The 19,391-nt window shown below is 59.5% G+C and carries 16 protein-coding genes and 1 pseudogene; 16 read left to right on the plus strand and 1 reads right to left on the minus strand.

Annotated elements, in window-relative coordinates; genetic code table 11:
* Nucleotides 1-275 precede the first annotated feature (275 nt).
* From T8K17_RS22725 to brxL, 3 genes are read left to right on the plus strand one after another with little or no spacing between them, the layout of a single operon-like run.
* Complete coding sequence (locus T8K17_RS22725) at nt 276-1,133, plus strand: hypothetical protein (protein WP_322332017.1); 858 nt, start codon at nt 276-278, stop codon at nt 1,131-1,133.
* Complete coding sequence (gene pglZ / locus T8K17_RS22730) at nt 1,130-3,403, plus strand: BREX-1 system phosphatase PglZ type B (RefSeq protein WP_322332018.1); 2,274 nt, start codon at nt 1,130-1,132, stop codon at nt 3,401-3,403. The genes T8K17_RS22725 and pglZ overlap by 4 nt, the downstream gene beginning before the upstream one ends.
* 1 nt (nt 3,404) lies before the next feature.
* Nucleotides 3,405-5,453: a protease Lon-related BREX system protein BrxL gene (brxL, locus tag T8K17_RS22735; RefSeq protein ID WP_322332019.1), complete on the plus strand. Its 2,049-nt coding sequence runs from the start codon at nt 3,405-3,407 to the stop codon at nt 5,451-5,453.
* A 139-nt stretch (nt 5,454-5,592) separates the two neighbouring features.
* Here the strand turns inward: brxL and T8K17_RS22740 are convergent.
* Nucleotides 5,593-5,748, minus strand: a pseudogene (locus T8K17_RS22740) (integrase core domain-containing protein); the annotation flags it as partial.
* 91 nt (nt 5,749-5,839) lie between these two features.
* On the opposite strand from T8K17_RS22740, the gene T8K17_RS22745 reads away from it, so the two are divergent.
* The 13 genes from T8K17_RS22745 (at nt 5,840) to T8K17_RS22800 (ending at nt 19,384) form a co-directional block, all read left to right on the plus strand.
* Nucleotides 5,840-6,538 (plus strand): hypothetical protein, encoded by a 699-nt coding sequence (locus T8K17_RS22745; protein ID WP_322332020.1) that lies wholly within the window; start codon nt 5,840-5,842, stop codon nt 6,536-6,538.
* 252 nt (nt 6,539-6,790) lie between these two features.
* Entirely contained in the window at nt 6,791-6,982 is a 192-nt protein-coding gene (locus tag T8K17_RS26335) for a helix-turn-helix domain-containing protein (protein ID WP_416153152.1), read from the plus strand.
* 169 nt (nt 6,983-7,151) lie between these two features.
* Nucleotides 7,152-8,894 carry a hypothetical protein gene (locus T8K17_RS22750; protein WP_322332021.1) on the plus strand — a complete coding sequence of 581 codons (1,743 nt, stop codon included), beginning with the start codon at nt 7,152-7,154 and terminating at the stop codon, nt 8,892-8,894.
* The gene (locus T8K17_RS22755) at nt 8,887-9,957 is read left to right on the plus strand and encodes a site-specific integrase (protein WP_322332022.1); all 1,071 of its coding nucleotides are present in this window, start codon (nt 8,887-8,889) and stop codon (nt 9,955-9,957) included. Before T8K17_RS22750 ends, T8K17_RS22755 begins: the two co-directional genes overlap by 8 nt.
* The gene (locus T8K17_RS22760) at nt 9,954-10,166 is read left to right on the plus strand and encodes a hypothetical protein (RefSeq protein ID WP_322332023.1); all 213 of its coding nucleotides are present in this window, start codon (nt 9,954-9,956) and stop codon (nt 10,164-10,166) included. The genes T8K17_RS22755 and T8K17_RS22760 overlap by 4 nt, the downstream gene beginning before the upstream one ends.
* Entirely contained in the window at nt 10,163-10,936 is a 774-nt protein-coding gene (locus tag T8K17_RS22765) for a hypothetical protein (protein ID WP_322332024.1), read from the plus strand. The genes T8K17_RS22760 and T8K17_RS22765 overlap by 4 nt, the downstream gene beginning before the upstream one ends.
* Nucleotides 10,933-12,573, plus strand: coding sequence for a recombinase family protein (locus T8K17_RS22770; RefSeq protein WP_322332025.1), 1,641 nt, complete (start codon nt 10,933-10,935; stop codon nt 12,571-12,573). Before T8K17_RS22765 ends, T8K17_RS22770 begins: the two co-directional genes overlap by 4 nt.
* Nucleotides 12,574-12,796: 223 nt before the next feature.
* Nucleotides 12,797-13,933, plus strand: coding sequence for a site-specific integrase (locus tag T8K17_RS22775; RefSeq protein WP_322332026.1), 1,137 nt, complete (start codon nt 12,797-12,799; stop codon nt 13,931-13,933).
* An 89-nt stretch (nt 13,934-14,022) separates the two neighbouring features.
* A complete protein-coding gene (locus T8K17_RS22780; RefSeq protein ID WP_150497970.1) occupies nt 14,023-14,244 on the plus strand; it encodes a helix-turn-helix domain-containing protein in 222 nt (73 codons plus the stop codon).
* Nucleotides 14,245-14,371: 127 nt separating this feature from the next.
* The gene (locus T8K17_RS22785) at nt 14,372-14,776 is read left to right on the plus strand and encodes an MbcA/ParS/Xre antitoxin family protein (protein ID WP_153345587.1); all 405 of its coding nucleotides are present in this window, start codon (nt 14,372-14,374) and stop codon (nt 14,774-14,776) included.
* A complete protein-coding gene (locus tag T8K17_RS22790; protein WP_322332027.1) occupies nt 14,773-15,468 on the plus strand; it encodes an RES family NAD+ phosphorylase in 696 nt (231 codons plus the stop codon). Before T8K17_RS22785 ends, T8K17_RS22790 begins: the two co-directional genes overlap by 4 nt.
* Before the next feature lie 185 nt (nt 15,469-15,653).
* The gene (locus tag T8K17_RS22795) at nt 15,654-18,395 is read left to right on the plus strand and encodes a DUF499 domain-containing protein (protein ID WP_322332028.1); all 2,742 of its coding nucleotides are present in this window, start codon (nt 15,654-15,656) and stop codon (nt 18,393-18,395) included.
* The gene (locus T8K17_RS22800) at nt 18,395-19,384 is read left to right on the plus strand and encodes a hypothetical protein (protein WP_322332029.1); all 990 of its coding nucleotides are present in this window, start codon (nt 18,395-18,397) and stop codon (nt 19,382-19,384) included. Before T8K17_RS22795 ends, T8K17_RS22800 begins: the two co-directional genes overlap by 1 nt.
* Nucleotides 19,385-19,391 lie beyond the last annotated feature (7 nt).

Consider the following 19,391-nt stretch of genomic DNA (forward strand, 5'->3'; position numbering starts at 1 on the left):
TTTACTGGGGTGATAAGTTCTCTACATCTTCCCCTGTGATAATTCCGAAAGACAGTAGATTCATCCACCCAATACTAAATTTTATGCGGAGCGCAAAATTCAAAGATGTTGTGCAATCGGTAAACTCAGCCTTTGGAATTGGGAATGGATATTTCCAGCATTTACCGTTTGACCCGTCGGAATGGGCCGATGAGATTAGACCCAAACTCGCTCCTTTTTCGAGCAATCCCACGCGATGGTTATTTAGTGGTCATCCTGCCAGTTCTGAACCTGGCATGGCACTGCATGTGGCACTTGCTCGGCTTTGCGGCTACCGCTGGCCAGCGGAGACCGATTCCGATATGCGCCTATCTGACGAGACGCGGGCTTGGATCGCAAAGACCGCAGCACTGCCGTCCGGCGACAATGATGGCCTCCTCGGCGTTCCACCTGTCGCTGGTGAGAAGCCGCTCGCCGATCGCCTGCGCGCCTATCTCGCCGCCGCATTCGGCGCTGAATGGTCCGATGCCCTAGAGCGCCGCCTCGTCGCCGAGGGAGATGAAGCATTCGACAAAAAATCGGCCCGCGATGGCTCACTCGAAGCCTGGGTCCGTGACCGCGCCTTCCGCCAACACTGCGCCCTGTTCGGCCAGCGTCCCTTCGTGTGGCACATCTCGGATGGGTTGAAGGACGGCTTCTCAGTCTTCGTCCACTACCACCGCTTCGACCAGGCCAATCTGCGTAAGCTGACCTACACCCTGCTTGGTGACTGGCTCGCCCGCGCCAAGGCCGAGAACAACACGCTGCGCTACGAGAAAGGCCGTGAGCTCCAGCAGAAGCTGGAAAAGATCCTTGAGGGCGAGAGGCCCTTCGACATCTTCGTGCGCTGGAAGTCCATCGCCCAGCAGCCGCTCGGCTGGGACCCAGACCTCGACGACGGCGTGCGCCAGAACATTCGCCCCTTCATCAAGGCGGGCGTGCTCACCCACGACCTGTCGAAGATCCTGAAGGACAAGGATCGCGGCAACGACGTTTCGTCGGCGCCCTGGTACGACGTTTTCAAGGGAGAGCGCCGCAACGACCACCATACCACCCTGGCCGAGAAGCGCGCCGCGCGTGATGCCGCTGCGAAACGGGTGGAGGCGGCGAAGTGAAGACGCCTCTCGATGCCCTCGTCAGCGCCCTGCATGACGCCGCGAGCTACAACGCCGCGGCCGAGGCGCCGCCGGAAGCGGTGGTGTGGTGCGACGTCAATCGGGAGTTCGAACCCCTTCTGCCTGCGCTGCGCGAGCGGCTTCCGGAGCTGCTGACGTACGGCAACTTCGATGCGGCGACACGAACGGGGCCGGCGGTTTGGTTGCGCGCAGCCGTTGCCGGTGCCGTTCCCGCCGTTGCCATCCCCGAGGAGAGCACGCCCATCCTCTATCTGCCCGGTGTCGCTCGCGAGACGCTAAAGGGCGCCGACGATTGCCCGACCCTCCTACAGCCGCTGGTGTGGTTCACCGTGGCAGGCACCGCGTTCGGGCACGTCAACGGCAAGGACTGGACGCTGCGCGGCTTCCTCACCTCCGAACGCGGAGCACTCAAGCTCGGCATCGCCGACGACAGTGCGAGCCGCACAGCGCTCTCTCACGCGGCGCTGCGATTCTGCACGCGCCCGATCGAGGAGTTGCGCAGTCAACGCTGGAACGCGCATCAGCTCAACGCGCTGCTCGCGCCCGACCTCGCCGCCGACATGCTCGACTGGATCGACGGCGCCATCACCGAGTTGGGCGATCCCGCGCGGTTCGCGGCCTTCGCCAACATTGCCGAAAAGCAACTAAAGTTCGATCCGCGCAAGCTGTCCCCGCAGGACGCTACGCGGCGCTTGGCCAAGCGCGAAGGGCGCTGGGCGGAGGTATGGGCGCGTTTCGCCGCCTCTACCGGTTTTGAAAAGGTCGTCACGTATCTCAGCCTCGAAGAGCCGGGAACGCTGTTCGAGCACCAGGATTCGTACCCCCGCTTGAATGCTCGGGACGAAAAGGACCTGCGCCAGCAACTCCTCGAGCTCAACGATCTTTCGCCGGAGGTTGCAAAGGTAAGAATTGGAGAGTTGGAAGCGAAGCATGCTTGGCGGCGCGAGACAGTCTGGGCGCGGCGCGGCGAAGCACCCCTGGCGCAGGCCCTCGTGTTCATCGCGAAAATCGCCGCCGCCGAGACGCTCCCGAGCCATGATGGCAAGGCGCTGGCCGAAGCCTATGTTGCGGCTGGCGCCGATGTGGACTGGGCCGCGATGCGCGCGCTGGCGGTCGCGCCACGCGAGCTCGACCGCGAGGCCGTCGCCGCAGCGCTACGTGCGGTCTATCTGCCCTGGATGGATCAGGGCGCCCTCGCGCTCCAGGAGCTGATCCGGGTCGGCAAGGTAAAGCTCGCTGCTCCGCCCGAGACTGGTCACGACGCCACCACGATTCTGTTCGTAGACGGCTTGCGCATGGACCTTGCCCGTGAGCTGGTCCGCCGCCTGGAGGATGAGGGTGTAAAGGTCTCGCTGGGCTGGATGTGGTCCGGGTTCCCCACCGTCACGGCGACATGCAAGCCGATGGTCTCGCCGGTGGCGTCCCTGCTGAGCGGCCCGCCGACCACCGCCGACGTTCTGCCACTGTCTCCAGAAGGCAAGCCGGCGACGAAACCCGTTCTGTTCAAGTTGATGGAAGCGCAAGGCTGGGAAACGGACAGCGCCCTTCTCCCTGACGCCAAGCTCTGGGCGGAGACTGGGCGGTTCGATGAAGAAGGGCATGCGCTGGGCGCGCGGCTTGCCGAGCGGCTTTCGGCAGGTATCCGGGATGCGGCCGACCGTATCCTTCAGTTGGTGCGCTCGGGACGGAGCCTTCACATCGTTACCGACCATGGCTGGTTGCTGATGCCGGGCGGGCTGCCCCACGCGGCGCTCGATGTCGGCCTGGTGGAGCCCAACGGCAAGCGGACGCGTTGCGCCATGGTGAAAGCGCAGGCCGAAACGTCCTATCTCCAGGTTCCCTGGAGTTGGAACCCCCAGGTCTCGGTGGCGACGGCGACGGGTGCGCGATCATTTTATGCAAGCTACGAGTATGCGCATGGCGGCGTCAGCCCGCAGGAATGCATCCTGCCCGTCCTGAAGGTGGCGAACGATGGCGCACGGCGCGCCGTCACCATTGGACAAACCAGGTGGGAGGGGCTGCGTCTGCGCGTTGAAGTGACCGGCGGCGCCGACCTCCGCGTCGATCTGCGCCTCGGTTCGGAGACCAGCGGACCGACCCTGGTCAAGGGCGACAGGGTTCTCGACGAGCATGGCCGCACGTCGTTCCTGGTCAGCGACGAACATGAGCGTGAAGCCGCCTGCCTTGTCGTACTGGATGACGATGGTCGGGTATTGGCCCACCGCACGCTGACGGTCGGGGAGGACTGACGTGATCGAGCTCGACGACCTGGACCGCAAGGCGGCGCAAGCGTTCCCCGGACACATCGTGCGAAAGGACCTAGTTCGCCGTTTTCGCGGCCAGTTCCCCGTTCCGACCTATGTGGTTGAGTTCATGCTCGGCCGCTACTGCGCCAGCACCGTGCCCGAGGAGATCGAAGAAGGTCTCCAGATGGTGCAGTCGCAACTCTCCGACCGGACGGTGCGCGCGGGTGAAGAGGAATTGTTCAAGTCGAAGGCGCGCGACCGCGGCTCCGTTCGCATCATCGACATCATCACCGCCCGGCTCGACGCCAAGACCGACAGCTACCTGGCGACCCTGCCGAGCCTCCGCCTCAACGACGTGCGCATCTCGGACAAGATTGTCCTGGACCACGAACGCATGCTGACGGGCGGCTTCTATGCCGAGATCGAACTCGGCTACGACGCCAGCATCGCACAGGAGAAGGGCGGCAGGCCGTTCGAAGTCCTGAGCCTCCGTGAAATCCAGCTATCGACGCGCGACATACTGGACAAGATAGCTGCCGGCCGTGCCCAACTATCCACGCGCGAGTGGAAAGACCTCCTCCTGCGCAGTATCGGCCTGGAGCCCGCCGCTCTCAGCGCCCGCGCCCAGGACACGACGCTCCTGCGCATGATCCCCTTTGTGGAACGCAACTACAACCTGATCGAACTAGGCCCGCGCGGCACGGGCAAGAGCCACCTATTCCAGCAGGTCTCGCCCTACGCGCACCTCGTTTCCGGCGGCAAGGCGACGGTGGCCCGCATGTTCGTCAACATGGCGAACGGCCAGCGCGGCCTTGTCTGTCAGTACGACGTCGTCTGTTTCGATGAAGTCTCAGGCATTTCCTTCGACCAGAAGGACGGCGTCAACATCATGAAGGGCTACATGGAGTCGGGAGAGTTTTCGCGCGGCCGGGAGAGCATCCGCGCGGAAGGCAGTATCGTCATGGTCGGCAATTTCGATGTGGACGTGCAGCACCAGCAGCGGGTGGGACACCTGTTCGGACCGATGCCGCCCGAAATGCGGAACGACACCGCCTTCATGGACCGTATCCACTGCTACCTGCCGGGGTGGGACATTCCCAAGGTCAGCAAGGAGCTGTTCACAGATCGCTTCGGCCTGGTTAGCGATGTCCTCGCCGAGTGCTTCTCGCGCCTTCGCTCGCAAAGCCGCGTCAACGTCCTCCAAGGACGGGTCCATTTCGGCGGCGCCCTTTCCGGCCGCGATCAGAACGCGGTCAACAAGACCGTCTCCGGCCTGCTGAAGCTTCTCTATCCCGATCCGACCATCGCCGTGCCGGACGACGATCTTGAATGGGCGGTGCGTCTCGCCCTCGAAGTGCGCCGTCGTGTGAAGGAGCAGCAGAAACGCATAGGCTCGGCCGAGTTTCGCAACACGCAATTCAGCTACGTGATGGGCTTGGATGGCGTCGAGAAGTTCGTCTCGACCCCGGAGCTGCAGAGCGAGGACAGCATCGGCTCCGACCCTCTGCCATCCGGTCAGGTCTGGGCGATCAGCCCAGGTGGTCCGGACGAAAGCACGGGTTTGTTCCGTATCGAGGTGACGGAAAGTCCCGGCGGCGGCGTCCGCATCCTGAACCAGTCACCTCCTGGCCCCTTCCGGGAAAGCGCGCGCATCGCGGAACAGAACCTATACGCAAGGTCACGGGAGCTCGTCGGTGAGCGCAATCCGCGCGAGCACGAATTTGCTCTTCAGCTTCGATCTTTCGATGCAGCGAAGAGCGGCGAAAAGCTTGGCGTCGGTGTCCTCGTCGCGCTTTGTTCAGCCCTCGTAGGAAAGCCATTGAAGGGTGGCCTCGTCATTGCTGGCGGCATTACGTTGGGCGGTACCATCGAACCGATCCACAATCCGATCGACGTTGTCGAGCTAGCCATGGAAAAAGGCGCGAGTGCCGTGCTTGTACCGGTGTCCAGCCGCAGGGCGCTGATCGATCTTTCCGATGATGTGGCGACGAAGGTGCAAATTTTGTTCTACTCCGATGCGCCGGATGCGCTTCGAAAGGCGCTGCACGATTAGCCGAAGCGGTTCCCGGAGTAAAGACCGCCTGACGTGCTCCCCTGAAAGCTCCGCATTGTCAGGTTAGTCTGTTCCTCTGACGATGAGACGGACGATGAAGCGCAGTCGGTTTGACCTGAGCCCATCTTTGGTCCAGCCGCTATGCGACTTTTCGGGCTGGGTTGATTTGGGCCGCAAAGGCGCTGGGGGTCAAGTTTCCCAGGCTGGAATGCGGCCGGTTCAGATTGTAATCCGCCCTCCAGGTTTCGATGCTGCACCTCGCGTCGGGCAGGCTGAGGAACCATGAGGCGTCCAAGGATGGCCGCATCTGCTGTCACGTTTGAGGGTCTGAATGCCTTGGGGATAAGATCAAGCGGCCTGGCAAACACGATTGGAGCAGGCTCGACATGGCAGACCCGGACGGCTGGATCACCGACGAACTTCTCGACCGCGTTCTTCTTGGTCTCGGCAACAACGGGATGAGAGAGCGCTCGATCCTGAAGTATCGCCTGCAGCGTCTCTCCGTCACGATCGAACTGTTCGCCATCAGGAAGCACCGCCCGAACTCGCGCGAATTGGCGAAAAGAGCTAATTCGATGCACAAAGCCATTCAGAATGTCCTCAAGCTGGTCGCAACGATGGACGATGCCGGTCGTTGGAGAGCCAACCTCGATGAGACCGATTTCGGACTATCGCTTGCGTCTGGATTGGGGCTCATCGACGACCCGGAGAACCTAGAGCAGAACCTTCAGTCTGGTGGCCTGAAACGGCGCCTGCAGCGTGACATAGACCGAATTCAACGCTGGCAATCGGCCGCCGAGACGGTTGCATCTCAAGCAAGCTCGCGTGTCAGTAAGGGAAAAGGCGGCAGCCGGCACGCTGCTGACCCGACGAGAGCCCAAGTGATCGGGGAACTGGTTAATACCTACCTCGATATCACGAGAAAGCGGCCGACGGTCTCTAAGACTGGCGACAAGCCGTCCGGCAAATTCATCGATTTTTGCTGTGCCATCCTGAGTGCAATGGGCCGCCCCACCGAACCCGATGCGATCGCCCAACAGTTCAGGCGCCATCAGGAGCGGCTACGCGAGACAAATCAATCCTGACCGACGTTTTGATTTGTCCCCGTCACGGGACCTGACGTGACTGGCAGGTTCTGGGCATCCACTTGGAGGCCCGAATGCCAGGCAACCCGACACAGAAGGAACAGCCCGAATGGCCGCCGATCACAAGTTCGGCCGGGGTTGTCTCCGCTGGGACGGGTGCACTAGTCCGGCTGCTTGCCGAACAGGCGGCGAGGGAATGGCTGGGCGAACACCCGGAGCCTCCTTCATCTGAAGAACCGAAGGAGAACCGCCGTGTCTGAGCAACCCTATCTGACTGTCAAACAGGTCGCCGAGCGTCTCTCGGTTTCCCAAAAGCACATTCGCAGAGCAATAGCTTCTGGAGCTTTGACCGCTCACAGATATGGTCGCGCGATCCGCATTTCGAACGACGATCTCATGGCATTTGAGCGCCTGCGCAGAGGCAAAGAGCTCTTGTCTCGTTAGTCCCCAGCGGGACACTGCAGTCTATACAAATCAAATATTTACGTTCGCTTAGGGAAAACACGCCCTCACTAATGAGATTCATTTTCTCTGTTACGTTCTCCCGGAAATGGCACCCAGTCCACTCCTGTCCTCCCGAGTACACGAGTGGCTATCGCGGAGGTTCCCGAAGATGGAACAAGCACCGAAAGTATCCCCCACAGCTTCCGCCTGGTCGGTCCCCGTCACACTTGCTGAGATCACCGCTCGAATAGCGGCGGATACCGAACTTCCCCCTCGCAAGCGCCAGGACGTGACGTCGAGCATCAAGCGCTTTGCCGAACTGTTGAGCCTCCCCCTCGCCACATCACCGGCGGACCCCAGGGCGTATCGGTCTCGCCTAAAAAGCTTCCAACCGCTCGCCCAGGGCATGTCCGTCAAACGATGGCAGAACATCCGAAGCGATGTTCAGTTCGCCCTGAACCGCTACCGGCCCAAACCGGATTTTCGCGGCGGCCTTCCAATTCCCGTATCAGAGGAATGGACAGCCTTACGATCCCGTCTGGTGGAGACCTTCGGGCTGCGCTCCAGCGATCTATCGCGGTTCCTCAGCTACTGCACTTCGAACGGCATCGCTCCGATCGATGTAACAGCGCAGACGTTCGACGACTTCCATGCCTGGATGGAGTCGTCCCGGCTCCTTAAAGAAACTCAAAAGGTGGTTCGTCGGTCGATCAGACTGTGGAACAAGGCAGCGGATGCCATCACCGAATGGCCAAGCCTCTCAGTCCCATTGGCCCCCGGCCGTGACCTCTACGGCATGAAGTGGGGAGAGTTGCCCGAGGCGCTCCGGCAAGACACCGAGAGGTGGCTCGCTCGCATATCGGGCGACGATCTATCCTTCGATGACGACCTGCCTTCGTCCGTATCCGAAGCGACGCTCAAGTCCTATCGATACTTCGTCTGCCAGATCATGGGCGCCCTTCAGCGCTCGGGTGAGCAGATCGAAGGTATCAAGTCGCTCGGCGACCTGATCAAACCTGAGCGCGTTAGAATCGCGGTCACCTTTCTCAGATCACGGACCGGCAAAGACCAGAGCAGCATGCTCGCCCACATTGCGAGCAAGGCGATCGCGATTGCGCGACACTACGCGCGCTTCGAGGAAGGTGAGATCAATAAGCTTCGTAACCTTCAGCACCGCGTCACGCCTCGAAGCAGTGGCCTTACCTCGAAGAACAAGGAACGCCTTACTCAACTGGACTCCCAAGACAACGAAAAGCGGCTTCTTCAACTCCCGAGCGTGACGTTTGGGAAGCTCGACCGCGTGATTGAGATCGGGCACCGAGAGGCGCTGGCGGCGCAAACGGCCTTGGTCGTCGAGCTTCTGCTGTTCGTCCCGATCCGGCGCCGAAATCTCGTGTTATTGAACCTGAACCGACATGTTCGGTACCAGTTCGACGGGCGCCAGAAAATGATCTTCATCCACATTCCCGCGGACGAGGTGAAGAACCACGTACCCTTGGATTTCGAGCTGCCGATCGAGACTGTTGAGCTCTGGGAGGCGTACTTGGAGCGCTATCGTCCTCGTCTCCTCGTCGGCCCCGATGCAGGGTGGCTCTTCCCCGGCGGCAGACCCGGAGAGCACAAGGCCGCCGAACAGATGGGCCGGAACGTCAGTGCCTTTCTGCGTCGGGAGATCGGACTGGAGTTCAACCTCCATCTATTCCGGCATACCGCGGCCAAACTGTTCCTCGAGGAGCACCCGGGGAACTACGAAGGGCTGCGCCGGACACTCGCCCACAAGAAGATCGACACAACGGCCAATTTCTATGCCGGCTTAGAAACCGGGCAGGCCACACGTCATTTCGACAACACGGTCCTGACGCGTCGCCGCAGACTGTCTGGATCTAGCGACAGGGAGGGTCGTGATGACTGATCGGACCTGTCTTCCTGTCATGGATTGGCCGTCGATCGACCGAGAGCTTTGGCAACGGGCACGGGCCGATAGTGATCTTCTAGAGGATGGTGGCCTCGCCGAACATTGGCGCCCCGACACCGTTCGGAAGGTCGAGAAGGCATACGGGCGATACCTAACGTTCCTGGTTTCGACCGGGTCACTCAGCGGTGCTACATCGCCCGCCGAAAGGATCAGCCGTCAACTGGTCGCTCAATACATTGGGGTTCTGAGAGAGCAAGTCGCCTCGAAGACACTTGCCGGACGGATCATCGATCTCGGCGAGGCGATCCGGGTGATGAGCCCCGGATCCGACATTGAGTGGCTGCGACGCCTAGGGCGCAGGCTGAGCAGTCAAATCACGCCAGTCCGCAACAAGCACAGCCGGATCGTCCCGATAGACCAACTCTTCGATCTTGGGGTCGATCTGATGGAACGCTCGAAACACGATCGCGGGCCGCGCCCGTCATCGGCGTCGGTTCAGTTCCGCGATGGCCTGATGATTGCTCTCCTAGCAGCACGGCCATTCCGACTTCGGACATTCTGGCGCCTGCGGGTTGGTCGACACCTGCGTCGGTCGGGCGATGGTTATCTAATTCAGATCTGGGACGAAGACGCCAAAACGGGACGGGGCGATGTATACCCGCTTCCTCAGGACCTCCCCCCTTATGTCGACGACTACCTGAATAGAGTACGCCCGCTGCTTCTCAATGGCCGCGACAGCGACAAACTCTGGATCTCTTGGGCAGGCGACGACCTGAGCGAGTGCGGCATCCACGACAAAATCGAGGAGCGCACAAAGGCCAGGTTCGGCCACGCCATTAACCCTCATCTGTTCCGGGATTGTGCAGCGACCTCGATTGCGATCGAGGATCCAGAACATGTGCGGATCATCAAATCCATTCTCGGCCATACCTCGCTGGAGACGAGCCAGCGGTTCTACAATCAAGGGCAAAGCATGTCGGCACAACGCGACCTGAACCGAGCCGTCCTCTCCCGGCGCAAGAGACATGCAGCGCAGTCACATCGGAGGGCGGCACGATGAAGCCCCTGCGCAACGAGTATTGGGATCATGATCCGCAGGCGCGTCGCGACGAGTGCGCCAAGATCTGGGAGGAGATACCGCGTACCGACGCGAAGCGTGGCGATGAGGCGTTTGAAGACTGGATCTCCGCCGGCCATGCCGGCCGCAGGCAACAGGCCCTCCACACGCATCGGGCTTTCGCGCCCTCCTCCATGAGTACGAGGATTTGATCGACCAGGGCGAGCCTCTTGTCGACATCCTTGCGGAACGGTTTCGGGTGTCGGTGAACGTCATCAAGTGGCTGCGCTACTGCCGTGACAGCTACGCTGAGTACATCTGCAGCCACTACCGAGGTCATCGCTTCGCGATTCTCTGCCACTGGCTGAACCAGGTCTACAAACTGGAACATCCGAACAATCCTGATGATCTCCGCTGGTTCGTTCTCGGCAATCGCTTCAACGAGTGGCAGATTGGCCTCTTCGGTGGAGACACCGCGAGCCTCGCCCAAGGCGTGCGCGGCCGATGGCGTGCTTACTGCCATGAAATCGGAGCCGTACAGGCGCGAACGCATCACCTAGAGCATCGATTTCTTGCCGAGGTCGCCTTCCGATGGCGCGAGCTTTTTGCGTTGGAGGTGATCCGCCGGATCAACACCGAGTGGCGCGCAATCACGACGGAGACCCTGACGCTCGCGATCACCCCATCGCGCCAGGATTTGCGGGATACCGGCTTCAACTTCGGGCGGCTTCAAGTCTGGAGCTGTAACCTCAGTAGCCGAACACCAGTGGACGACCAGTCCTACTGGCTCAAGCGATCGCTCGACCCTGAGGATCGTCCGACCGATCCACGAGCTCATCGGTTCTCTGTGACGGTGGCTGATCGAGCCAAAGCTATTGTCGCTGGTCACTATGAACCAGAGCCCTTGCCGAGCTTGGCACCACGCGATCACTATCCGGTCGAACGCCGTCGACGCCGGAGGTTCGCACGACTCGCGTTGTGATCTATGCCCGCTACTCGTCCGACAACCAACGGGTCGCCTCGATCGACGACCAGGTGGAACTCTGCCGCCGTCGCGCAAATCAGGAAGGCTGGTCCGTGACGGAGATCTACGCGGATCAAGCCATCAGTGGTGGCTCCACGCACGGTCGGCCTGCCTATGCAGCGCTCCTGCGTGATGCCGAACGCAAGGTATTCGACGTCGTCCTCTGCGAGTCCCTGGATCGCCTCAGCCGTCGTTTGGCAGATACCGCCGACCTTCACGACCGCCTGAGCTTCCTCGGCATCCGCCTATACGCCCTGAACGTCGGCGAGGTAACGCCGATCCACACCGCAGTGATGGGTATGATGGCGCAGCACTACGTGCGTGATCTCGCCGATAAGACCAAGCGCGGTCAACTCGGCCGCGCCCTCAAAGGCAAGATCCCCGGTGGTAAGGCGTATGGCTATGACGTTTTGCCAGCCACCACAGACGGCGCCGGCGAACGAGCGATCAACGCAGAGGAAGCGGAAGTCATTCGGCGGATCTTCCGCAGCTACGCCGCCGGAGACAGCCCACGCAAGATCGCCCGGGACCTGAACGCCGATGGAGTTCCGGGACCAGGCGGGCGACCATGGTCAGACACCACCATCCGGGGCCAAGCCGAGCGCGGCACGGGCGTCCTGAACAACAGCCTCTATGTTGGGCGCCTCGAGTGGAACAGATGCAGCTATATCAAAGATCCACGGACCGGCCGTCGCGTCGCGCGTCCGAACCCCCAGGATCAGTGGGAAGTCGTTAAGGTTCCTGATCTTCGGATTGTTGATGACCGCGTCTGGCAACAAACGCGGACCCGCAGATCAGATCTCGCCAGAACCATGGGGCGGGACGAGAGCGGTAACGCCTTGAACGTCGCGCATCGACGCGTGTTCCTGCTATCCGGCCTGCTGACCTGCGGCATGTGCGGTGGAGGCTACACGATCGTCGCCCAGGACCGGTACGGCTGCGCCACACGACGGTCTAAGGGAACATGCTCCAACTCGGTGACCATCAAGCGCCAGGAGATCGAAGAGCGCGTCTTAACGGCTCTCAAGAACCGCCTGGTCACCCCGGAGCTGACCGAGACTTTCATATCAGCTTTCAACGATGAAGTCCGACGCCTGCAGTCCAGACAGTCCGCCGATAGCAGTGCAGCTCAAAGGGCGCTGTCGAACACGCGCGCGAAGATCTCTCAGATACTCACGGCCATCGAAGATGGCTTCTACGACGCATCCATGAAGACGCGGATTGCGGAACTGAGGAAGCAAGAGGTGGACCTTGAGGCTCGGGTTTCGTCAGTCTCCAGCACGACGGTCACGCCGCATCCCAACCTGGCCAAGCTCTACGCCCGCAAAATCGCTGACCTGACCGCTTCGTTGAACGATCCAGCGATCAAGACTGAGGCTGGAGAGGTTCTGCGATCTCTCATCGACCGCATCGTGCTCATGCCGCGCGCCGATGGACCCGGACTGGACGTCAAACTCCACGGCAATCTGGCGCAGATCCTGGCGTTGAGCGATGCTTGCGCCCAAATACACGAACACCCCGCAGCGGTTGCTGTGGGGTGTCAACTGTCGGTGGTTGCGGGGGCAGGATTTGAACCTGCGACCTTCAGGTTATGAGCCCCATGTAGACCTATCAGCACCAACAACCCTCAATTTTTTTCATCATATTTATCAGTGCTTTGTGACCTTTGCATCATTGATGGCTATTGGCAATTATGGGCAAAACCTGATATCAAGTGCCCCTAAAGTGCCCCCAGAATACGGAGGTGCGACCTTCAGGTTTTCTCCCATGGCAACCTGAAGCTCACTGCCCCTACTGCCCCCAGACGTCAGGTTCATCATGGCAAACATTCAAAAACGGGAGCGTAAGTCCGGCACGGTCTATCTGGCCGACGTGCGCATTCATGGCTTCCCACGCCAGAAGAAGACCTTCAAGCGCCTCACGGACGCAAAGCTCTGGGCGCAGCAAACCGAAGCGGCGATCCGCAAAGGCGAGTTTCAGAACGTGGTGTCCACGGCCCGCAGCAAGACACTGAACGATGTGATCGAACGGTACCGGGACGATGTGCTGCCGCACAAGGCACCATCGACCCAGCGGGCGGAAACGACCTATCTGGCCTTCTGGGAGCGGGAGCTTGGCAAGTATGCCCTTTCCTATATCGAGCCGCAGCTGATCAGCGCCAAGCTGCGTGAGCTTGGCGAGGCAGGTGACGGCCGCCGCAGGGCAGATGACGGCGAAGCCGCAAAGCCCATCAAGGCAGCGCCGAAGAGCCGCAAAACCCTGAAGCACTATCGCGACACTCTGGCCCTACTGCTCAAGCATGCCAAACAGTGGGGCTGGACGGCGGTCAACCCCATCGACGGGGTCAACAAGATCACGAAGATCAGGAACGAGCGCATGCGCTTCCTGAGTGACGAGGAACGCACCGCCCTGCTCGCGGCCTGCAAGGCTAGCGAGAACGAGCATCTGTACCCTGTCGTTATCTTCGCCCTGTCCACGGGCGCGCGGAAGAACGAGGTTCTGTCGCTAACCTTCGGCGATGTGGATTTGAAGCGGGGTGTCGCTATCCTCCGCAACACGAAGAACGGGGATACCCGCACTGTGCCAATCGTGACTGCCCTCCAGAAACTGCTCTCGGCGCATATGAAGCAGGTCGAAGCGCTCTATGAGAAGCTCGACCATGCGCCGCCCGCCAAGTGGTTGTTCCCGAGACGGGATGGCATGGCGCCGATCGACATCCGCACCGCCTGGGAGAACGCACGGGACGCGGCCGGACTGGTGGATTTCAGGTTTCACGACATCCGCCACTCGACGGCCAGCTATCTGGCGATGAACGGCGCAAGCCTCGTGGAGATTGCCGAGGTACTAGGGCACAGGACGCTTCAGATGGTGCGCCGGTACGCCCACCTGTCGGAAAGTCACGTCAAGGAGCTAGTGCAGAGCGTCAACGACAAGGTGCTGCCCGCCGAGCTGTAACCCGCCCACACTTCATTGTTCGGCAAGCCGTTTTCGGCTATATGTGAGGTTCCTGCTCTTTATAGGCCCCTTATACCATGAGGTTTACCATGGTTGATTTTCGGGACCTGGCGACCGTGAAGCAGGTAGCGGTGGAAGCACCGTTCATCACGGAAGCCAAGCTGCGCTGGTGGATATTCCATGCGGAAACGAATGGATTGAAGCCTGCGCTGATCAAGATCGGTGGACGGGTCTATATCGACCGTGCCGAATTCAACAAGTGGCTGGAGGGTCAGCGTATGGCTCCGAAGGCTTTGAACGACGCGGCCTGACACGGCCTTCGACCTCGACCGAAGCCCCACCCTCGCGGTGGGGCTTCTTTCGTTTGGGCAACTTCACACTTGCATTAAGTCCATATATAGACTACATCTAAATCATGAGCCAGAATTGGAGGGTGTCATGCCAGCGCAAGCGCGTCCAGCTACAGTGATTGATCGCAAGGGCCTGTCGGGTCCAGCCTTGCGCACGTTCTTTCGTATAGCGGAGCTGTGGGAGCTGTCGGTTGACGACCAGATGACTCTCCTAGGTGTGACGGCCAGGTCCACCTTCTTCAAGTGGAAGAAGGACCCGAACACCGTTCTCCCGAGGGATACTCTTGAGCGCATTTCTTACATCGTCGGGGTCTACAAGGCGTTGCAAATTCTGTTGCCGGATGAACAGGCGGCGGATGAATGGGTCAAGCGACCGAATGAAGCGCCTGTGTTCGCCGGCCAGTCGGCGTTGGACAGAATGCTGTCTGGTCAGGTGGCTGACCTGTTTGTGGTCAGACAATACCTCGATGCACAGCGAGGCGGCTGGGCATGACAGTTGCTGTTACTCAAATCGATTGGAAGCCGTGCTGGAGGATTATCCCCAGCCGCTTTCCACCGATTGCGCTCTTCGAGCGGGTAACAGAACCGGATGATCTGGAAGCCATCTTTGAACTGGAGTCCCTGACCAACCCAAGGCTAAGGGATGAAGTCGGCGATATCCGCCTTGTGCCGCCCGAGGAAAGGATCAGCGGGCCGGGCACAAGTATCATTATGGCGGCCTTCACACACCTGAACCCCGAGGGGAGTCGGTTCTCTGACGGCACGTACGGGGTGTTTTATGCCGCGAATAATCTGGAGACGGCTATCGCTGAGACAAAGCACCATCGCGAGCGCTTCATGCGCGCCACGAAGCAAGATCACATGGAACTCGACATGCGGGTGTATGTGACGGACCTCAATGGCGAGCTTCATGATCTAAGGGGCCAGAAGGCAACCCAGCCACTTGTCTATCACAATGACAATTACGCAGCCGGCCAGCATTTGGGGAAGACGCTCCGCAAAGAGGGCTCGAACGGGATTGCCTATGACAGCGTGCGGCGCGCGGGCGGTGAGTGCGTTGCCGTGTTCCGACCTCGCCTGCTGTCGAACGGGCGGCAGGAACGGCATCTCTGCTACGTCTGGGACGGCAATCGGGTAGCCTCTGTCTATGAGAAACGGGAACTCGGCAATGGCGGGGTTCAATAAATGAAATCAACGGAGAATTGTGAAGGATCTCAGTACAAGCCCGTCGATCAATTGTATGGCCAACCACGTTATGCCGATGTTGGAACGGTATCGCGCATTCGGGGTCATAAACATCAGAACGTCGATGTGCTGGGGCTGCTCATAGCTTCAACCGAAAACAAGAGAAATGTAGAGGGGGCATGCCAATGCTTGGCTTGAATCTAAGGCAAGAGTTTAAAGGGCGCCGCCTCAAGGGCACAGCGATTGAGCTCTCGAATGAAGCAAATACGGGAGCAACTCAGGTATCTGCTCAGGACTTCCTTGGGATCACCTACCCAACTCATGACCTGTTGAAGGGTATAGAAGCTGTCGGCCCTGATCATGGTCGACCCGTGGTTGTTATCGGTGAGCGCGGCCTTGGTAAATCTCACCTGATGGCCGCTCTCTATCACGCGGTCAACGATCCTACGTCGACCGGGGCTTGGCTGAACAATTGGTCAAGCACGCTGGGCGATCCGCAGATTGGAAGCATCAAGCTACGCAACGGCATGCTTGTCATTGGTGAAAGCCTGCACCGGCAGCGATACAAGTTTCTTTGGGACTTGCTGTTCGAACGCCATCCCCATGGCACCTATATTAAGGGAAAATGGGAAGGGATGGGCAGTGCCCAAACAGATATTCCCTCGGACCAGCTCATTTTGGAAATGCTGCGGCATACACCGACGATGTTGCTGCTCGACGAGTTTCAAACCTGGTATGACGGCCTGACGAACACCAAGCAGTATCCATGGAAAAATTGGGCCTTCAATTTCATCCAGATTTTATCGGAGATCGCTAAAGAGCACCCCGAACTACTCGTGCTTGTGGTTTCTGTTCGCAATGGCGATACCGATGCATATCAGCAGATTCATCGCGTCAACCCTGTCCAGATTGATTTCAAGGCAGGTGGCAGTCCTGAACGTATTCAGCATGACCGGCGACGGATGCTATTGCATCGGCTTTTTGAAAACCGGCTTCAGATTGCCCCTGCTTCTATCGAGAGTCTGCTAACCAGTCACGTTTCCGAGTACTTCCGACACCTTGGCACTCCATCTTCAGAACAGGATCGCAAAAGGCGAGAGTTTACCGAATCCTGGCCTTTCGCTCCCCACTTGCTTCAGCTTCTGGAAGACCAAGTATTGGTCGCGACGGATGCTCAAGAGACCCGCGACCTTATCCGCATCCTTGCAAATCTGTTCAAAAGCAGAGGTGAGCACACGCCTATTCTGACCTCGGCGGATTTCCGGTTGGATGATGAAGCTTCCGGCATCGGCGCGCTGTTGGACTCGGTGGCGAACCAGCAACATCGAACGCTACGGGATAAAGCGCTGCGCAATGTCACCTCGGTCATTGAGGCGGTTTCAGATCATGCGATCAAAGCACCGCATCTTCAGGAGATCATGGGTGCTCTCTGGCTGCGCTCAATTGCCGTTGGCAATCTTGCAGGTGCCGAGCCCGCGGTCCTTCAGGTCGATGTCACCCAGGACAAGGCAATAGATGACAACGCCTTCCAGGTAGAGCTAGCAACCATTATCGAGAACAGCTTCAACATCCACCAGGACGGCTCACGCCTTGTTTTCAAGGAAGAGGAAAATCCTCAGGCCAAGGTTATGGCCTCTGCGCGGAACGACAAGCTGTTCACTGACGGCTCCGATCTGGCACAACTTGCCAAAGAGGTCCGTTACGTCATTGGCGGTTCTGAAGAGGTTGCCAAGACTTTCAGGGTCATCGCATTGCCACGCAACTGGCTGAACGATCCATGGACGGGACTGGATGAAAGCGAACAGCCTGAGAGATGGGACGACCGGCTCCCTATTTTGGTTCTGCCGGAAGAGCCAGACCATCTGAACGAACGTCTCGGAAAGTGGCTGAAGGACCATCTGCAAAAACGCCGCAACACTGTCCGTTTCCTTTTGCCACGAGCGGGAACATCAAATGCGTTTTACGACCGCGACCTGCTGATCCTCGCGCGAGCCGAAATGAAAGCACAGGAATGGGGCGCTCAGAATGGTGAATACCGGAAGCTCCAGACGAAATATCAGAACGAACTGCGTGACATCCTGAAGAAGCGTTTCGACCGCTTTGCCGTTCTGCACCGCTGGAATTTTGCCGATCCGGAGAAATGTGAGTTTCACATCGAAACCCTGCGCGAGCAGGGCGCAAAAATTCCTGAAGCGATGGAGCAGGCTCTCTTAAACGATCTGTTTGTCCCTGAGGATTTTGAAGACCTGGTCAAGGAGGCTGCTGATAACAACGCCTCCGTGGGCAAGCTGCTTCGCGAGCTGCAAGAGCCTCGCCCGACGGGACAGGACTGCATTCCATGGCTTGGTGAAACAGCCATGAAAGAGCGCATAGTTCGTCTTTGCGCACGGGGCACCATCGCGATCAACCTGCGTGGAATGGAGTACTTACAAGCTCAGTCTGGAGAGGACGAAGACGCAGCCTGGAAACGGCTGCGACCCAAATTGGCCTACACAGGCCGACAGCTTGACGAGGTATTCCTGCTTCAGCCATCCGCGGTACCGTCGACAGGCGGTTCTAGCCCTCCGATACCGCCGGCCGGCTACCCGGTAACGGGAGGAGGCTCAGGAGGTCCGGTATCCCCGACGCCCTCAACAGGCGGTGGTGATGATCCTGCGTCCCCGACGCCTGACCCAACGAAACCTGGTGGCGGAATATACGGCGGCGGCGGGGTCGCTGTTGGGACACGCACGAATCTGTCCAATCCTGCGACATCTCCGCTCAATCTGATTGGTAAACTTGAGGGCTGGGGCATAGGCCCGGCGACCCCTGTAAAGGAGGTTACGCTGAAGGTGCCTGCCGCAACCGGTGCGCAGCTGAAAGAACTGCTGAAGAAGCTGCCCGACGGCATGACATTCGAGTTGTCGCTCGACAAGGAGGACAGTTGATGCCGCTCGACACCAATCAGCTAAGATCACTAACGACGGATGCTTCCGCCGATGCATGGCGTGCAATCGTTGAAAACACCCTCGCTCTGTGCGCGGAGCCCTTGTCGGAAGGCAATGCCCCTGGCGAGGTCACGAAGCGTGACAGGGCTGTCGGCGCTCTCGACCACTTCTTGTCTGCGAGCGCGTGGGATCTGTGGCAATCGTTCGGAACCGACGTTGTACGTAATGCCGACCGGTTGTCTGAGTGGTGGAAAGAGCCTTACAGCGCCAAGGCAATTCTTGTCCTGGACGGGCTGAGCTTGCGGGAGCTTCCTTGGCTTGTTGAAGGCGTTAAGGAGCGAGGGTTCACCCTTCACTCGTCTACAGCTTTTGGGGCTGAGATACCCAGTGAGACAAACGCCTTCGCGCGCGCTTTAGGTTTCAACAGCCGCAGCCAGCTACAGAACAATGGCGGTGGCGAAACGCACCGGCTGACGCCATGTAAAACGGAATGTGTCGATCTTCCATGGACTGATTGTGCGGGGCTGATTGATGCCTCGCCCAATTGGGTTTTCTGGCACCATTGGCCTGACAGCAAGCTTCACGATGGTTCCGGCGCAGGCCAAGGATTGGATACCCTGACCCGTGATATCGCTGCACAGCTGACGAGTGACGATTTCTGGGGCTTCGTCGAGCGCCTGGCAACCGGCCGTCGGTTGGTGATCACGTCTGATCATGGCTACGCGGCAACGGGGCTATTCTTTGATGCGGCCGATGAGCAAGCCGCGTTCCTCAAGAGCACACTGAAGAGCGGGCGTCTTGTTCCGGGCGAGCATGATCCGGGACCTTTCGTTCCGCCTGTGGCCCTGCAAATGACCAGCGCGCACGGACCGCACATGCTCGCTGTGGGGCGATGGAAATGGAAGAGCCAGGGCGGTTATCCGACGCTGGCACACGGTGGGCTTTCTATTCTGGAAATGCTGTCACCGTTTGTAGAAATAACAAAGTAAGGAACTC

The organism is Thalassobaculum sp. OXR-137 (assembly GCF_034377285.1).
In the GTDB taxonomy this organism is placed as follows: Bacteria; Pseudomonadota; Alphaproteobacteria; order Thalassobaculales; family Thalassobaculaceae; genus Thalassobaculum.

Coding starts and splice junctions, on each gene's coding strand:
- T8K17_RS22750 (WP_322332021.1), top strand. CDS start 7,152: ATGGAACAAGCACCGAAAGTATCCCCCACAGCTTCCGCCTGGTCGGTC.
- T8K17_RS22795 (WP_322332028.1), top strand. CDS start 15,654: ATGCTTGGCTTGAATCTAAGGCAAGAGTTTAAAGGGCGCCGCCTCAAG.
- T8K17_RS22775 (WP_322332026.1), top strand. CDS start 12,797: ATGGCAAACATTCAAAAACGGGAGCGTAAGTCCGGCACGGTCTATCTG.
- T8K17_RS22760 (WP_322332023.1), top strand. CDS start 9,954: ATGAAGCCCCTGCGCAACGAGTATTGGGATCATGATCCGCAGGCGCGT.
- T8K17_RS22800 (WP_322332029.1), top strand. CDS start 18,395: ATGCCGCTCGACACCAATCAGCTAAGATCACTAACGACGGATGCTTCC.
- T8K17_RS22790 (WP_322332027.1), top strand. CDS start 14,773: ATGACAGTTGCTGTTACTCAAATCGATTGGAAGCCGTGCTGGAGGATT.
- T8K17_RS22785 (WP_153345587.1), top strand. CDS start 14,372: ATGCCAGCGCAAGCGCGTCCAGCTACAGTGATTGATCGCAAGGGCCTG.
- T8K17_RS22780 (WP_150497970.1), top strand. CDS start 14,023: ATGGTTGATTTTCGGGACCTGGCGACCGTGAAGCAGGTAGCGGTGGAA.
- T8K17_RS22725 (WP_322332017.1), top strand. CDS start 276: ATGGCACTGCATGTGGCACTTGCTCGGCTTTGCGGCTACCGCTGGCCA.
- T8K17_RS22755 (WP_322332022.1), top strand. CDS start 8,887: ATGACTGATCGGACCTGTCTTCCTGTCATGGATTGGCCGTCGATCGAC.
- T8K17_RS22745 (WP_322332020.1), top strand. CDS start 5,840: ATGGCAGACCCGGACGGCTGGATCACCGACGAACTTCTCGACCGCGTT.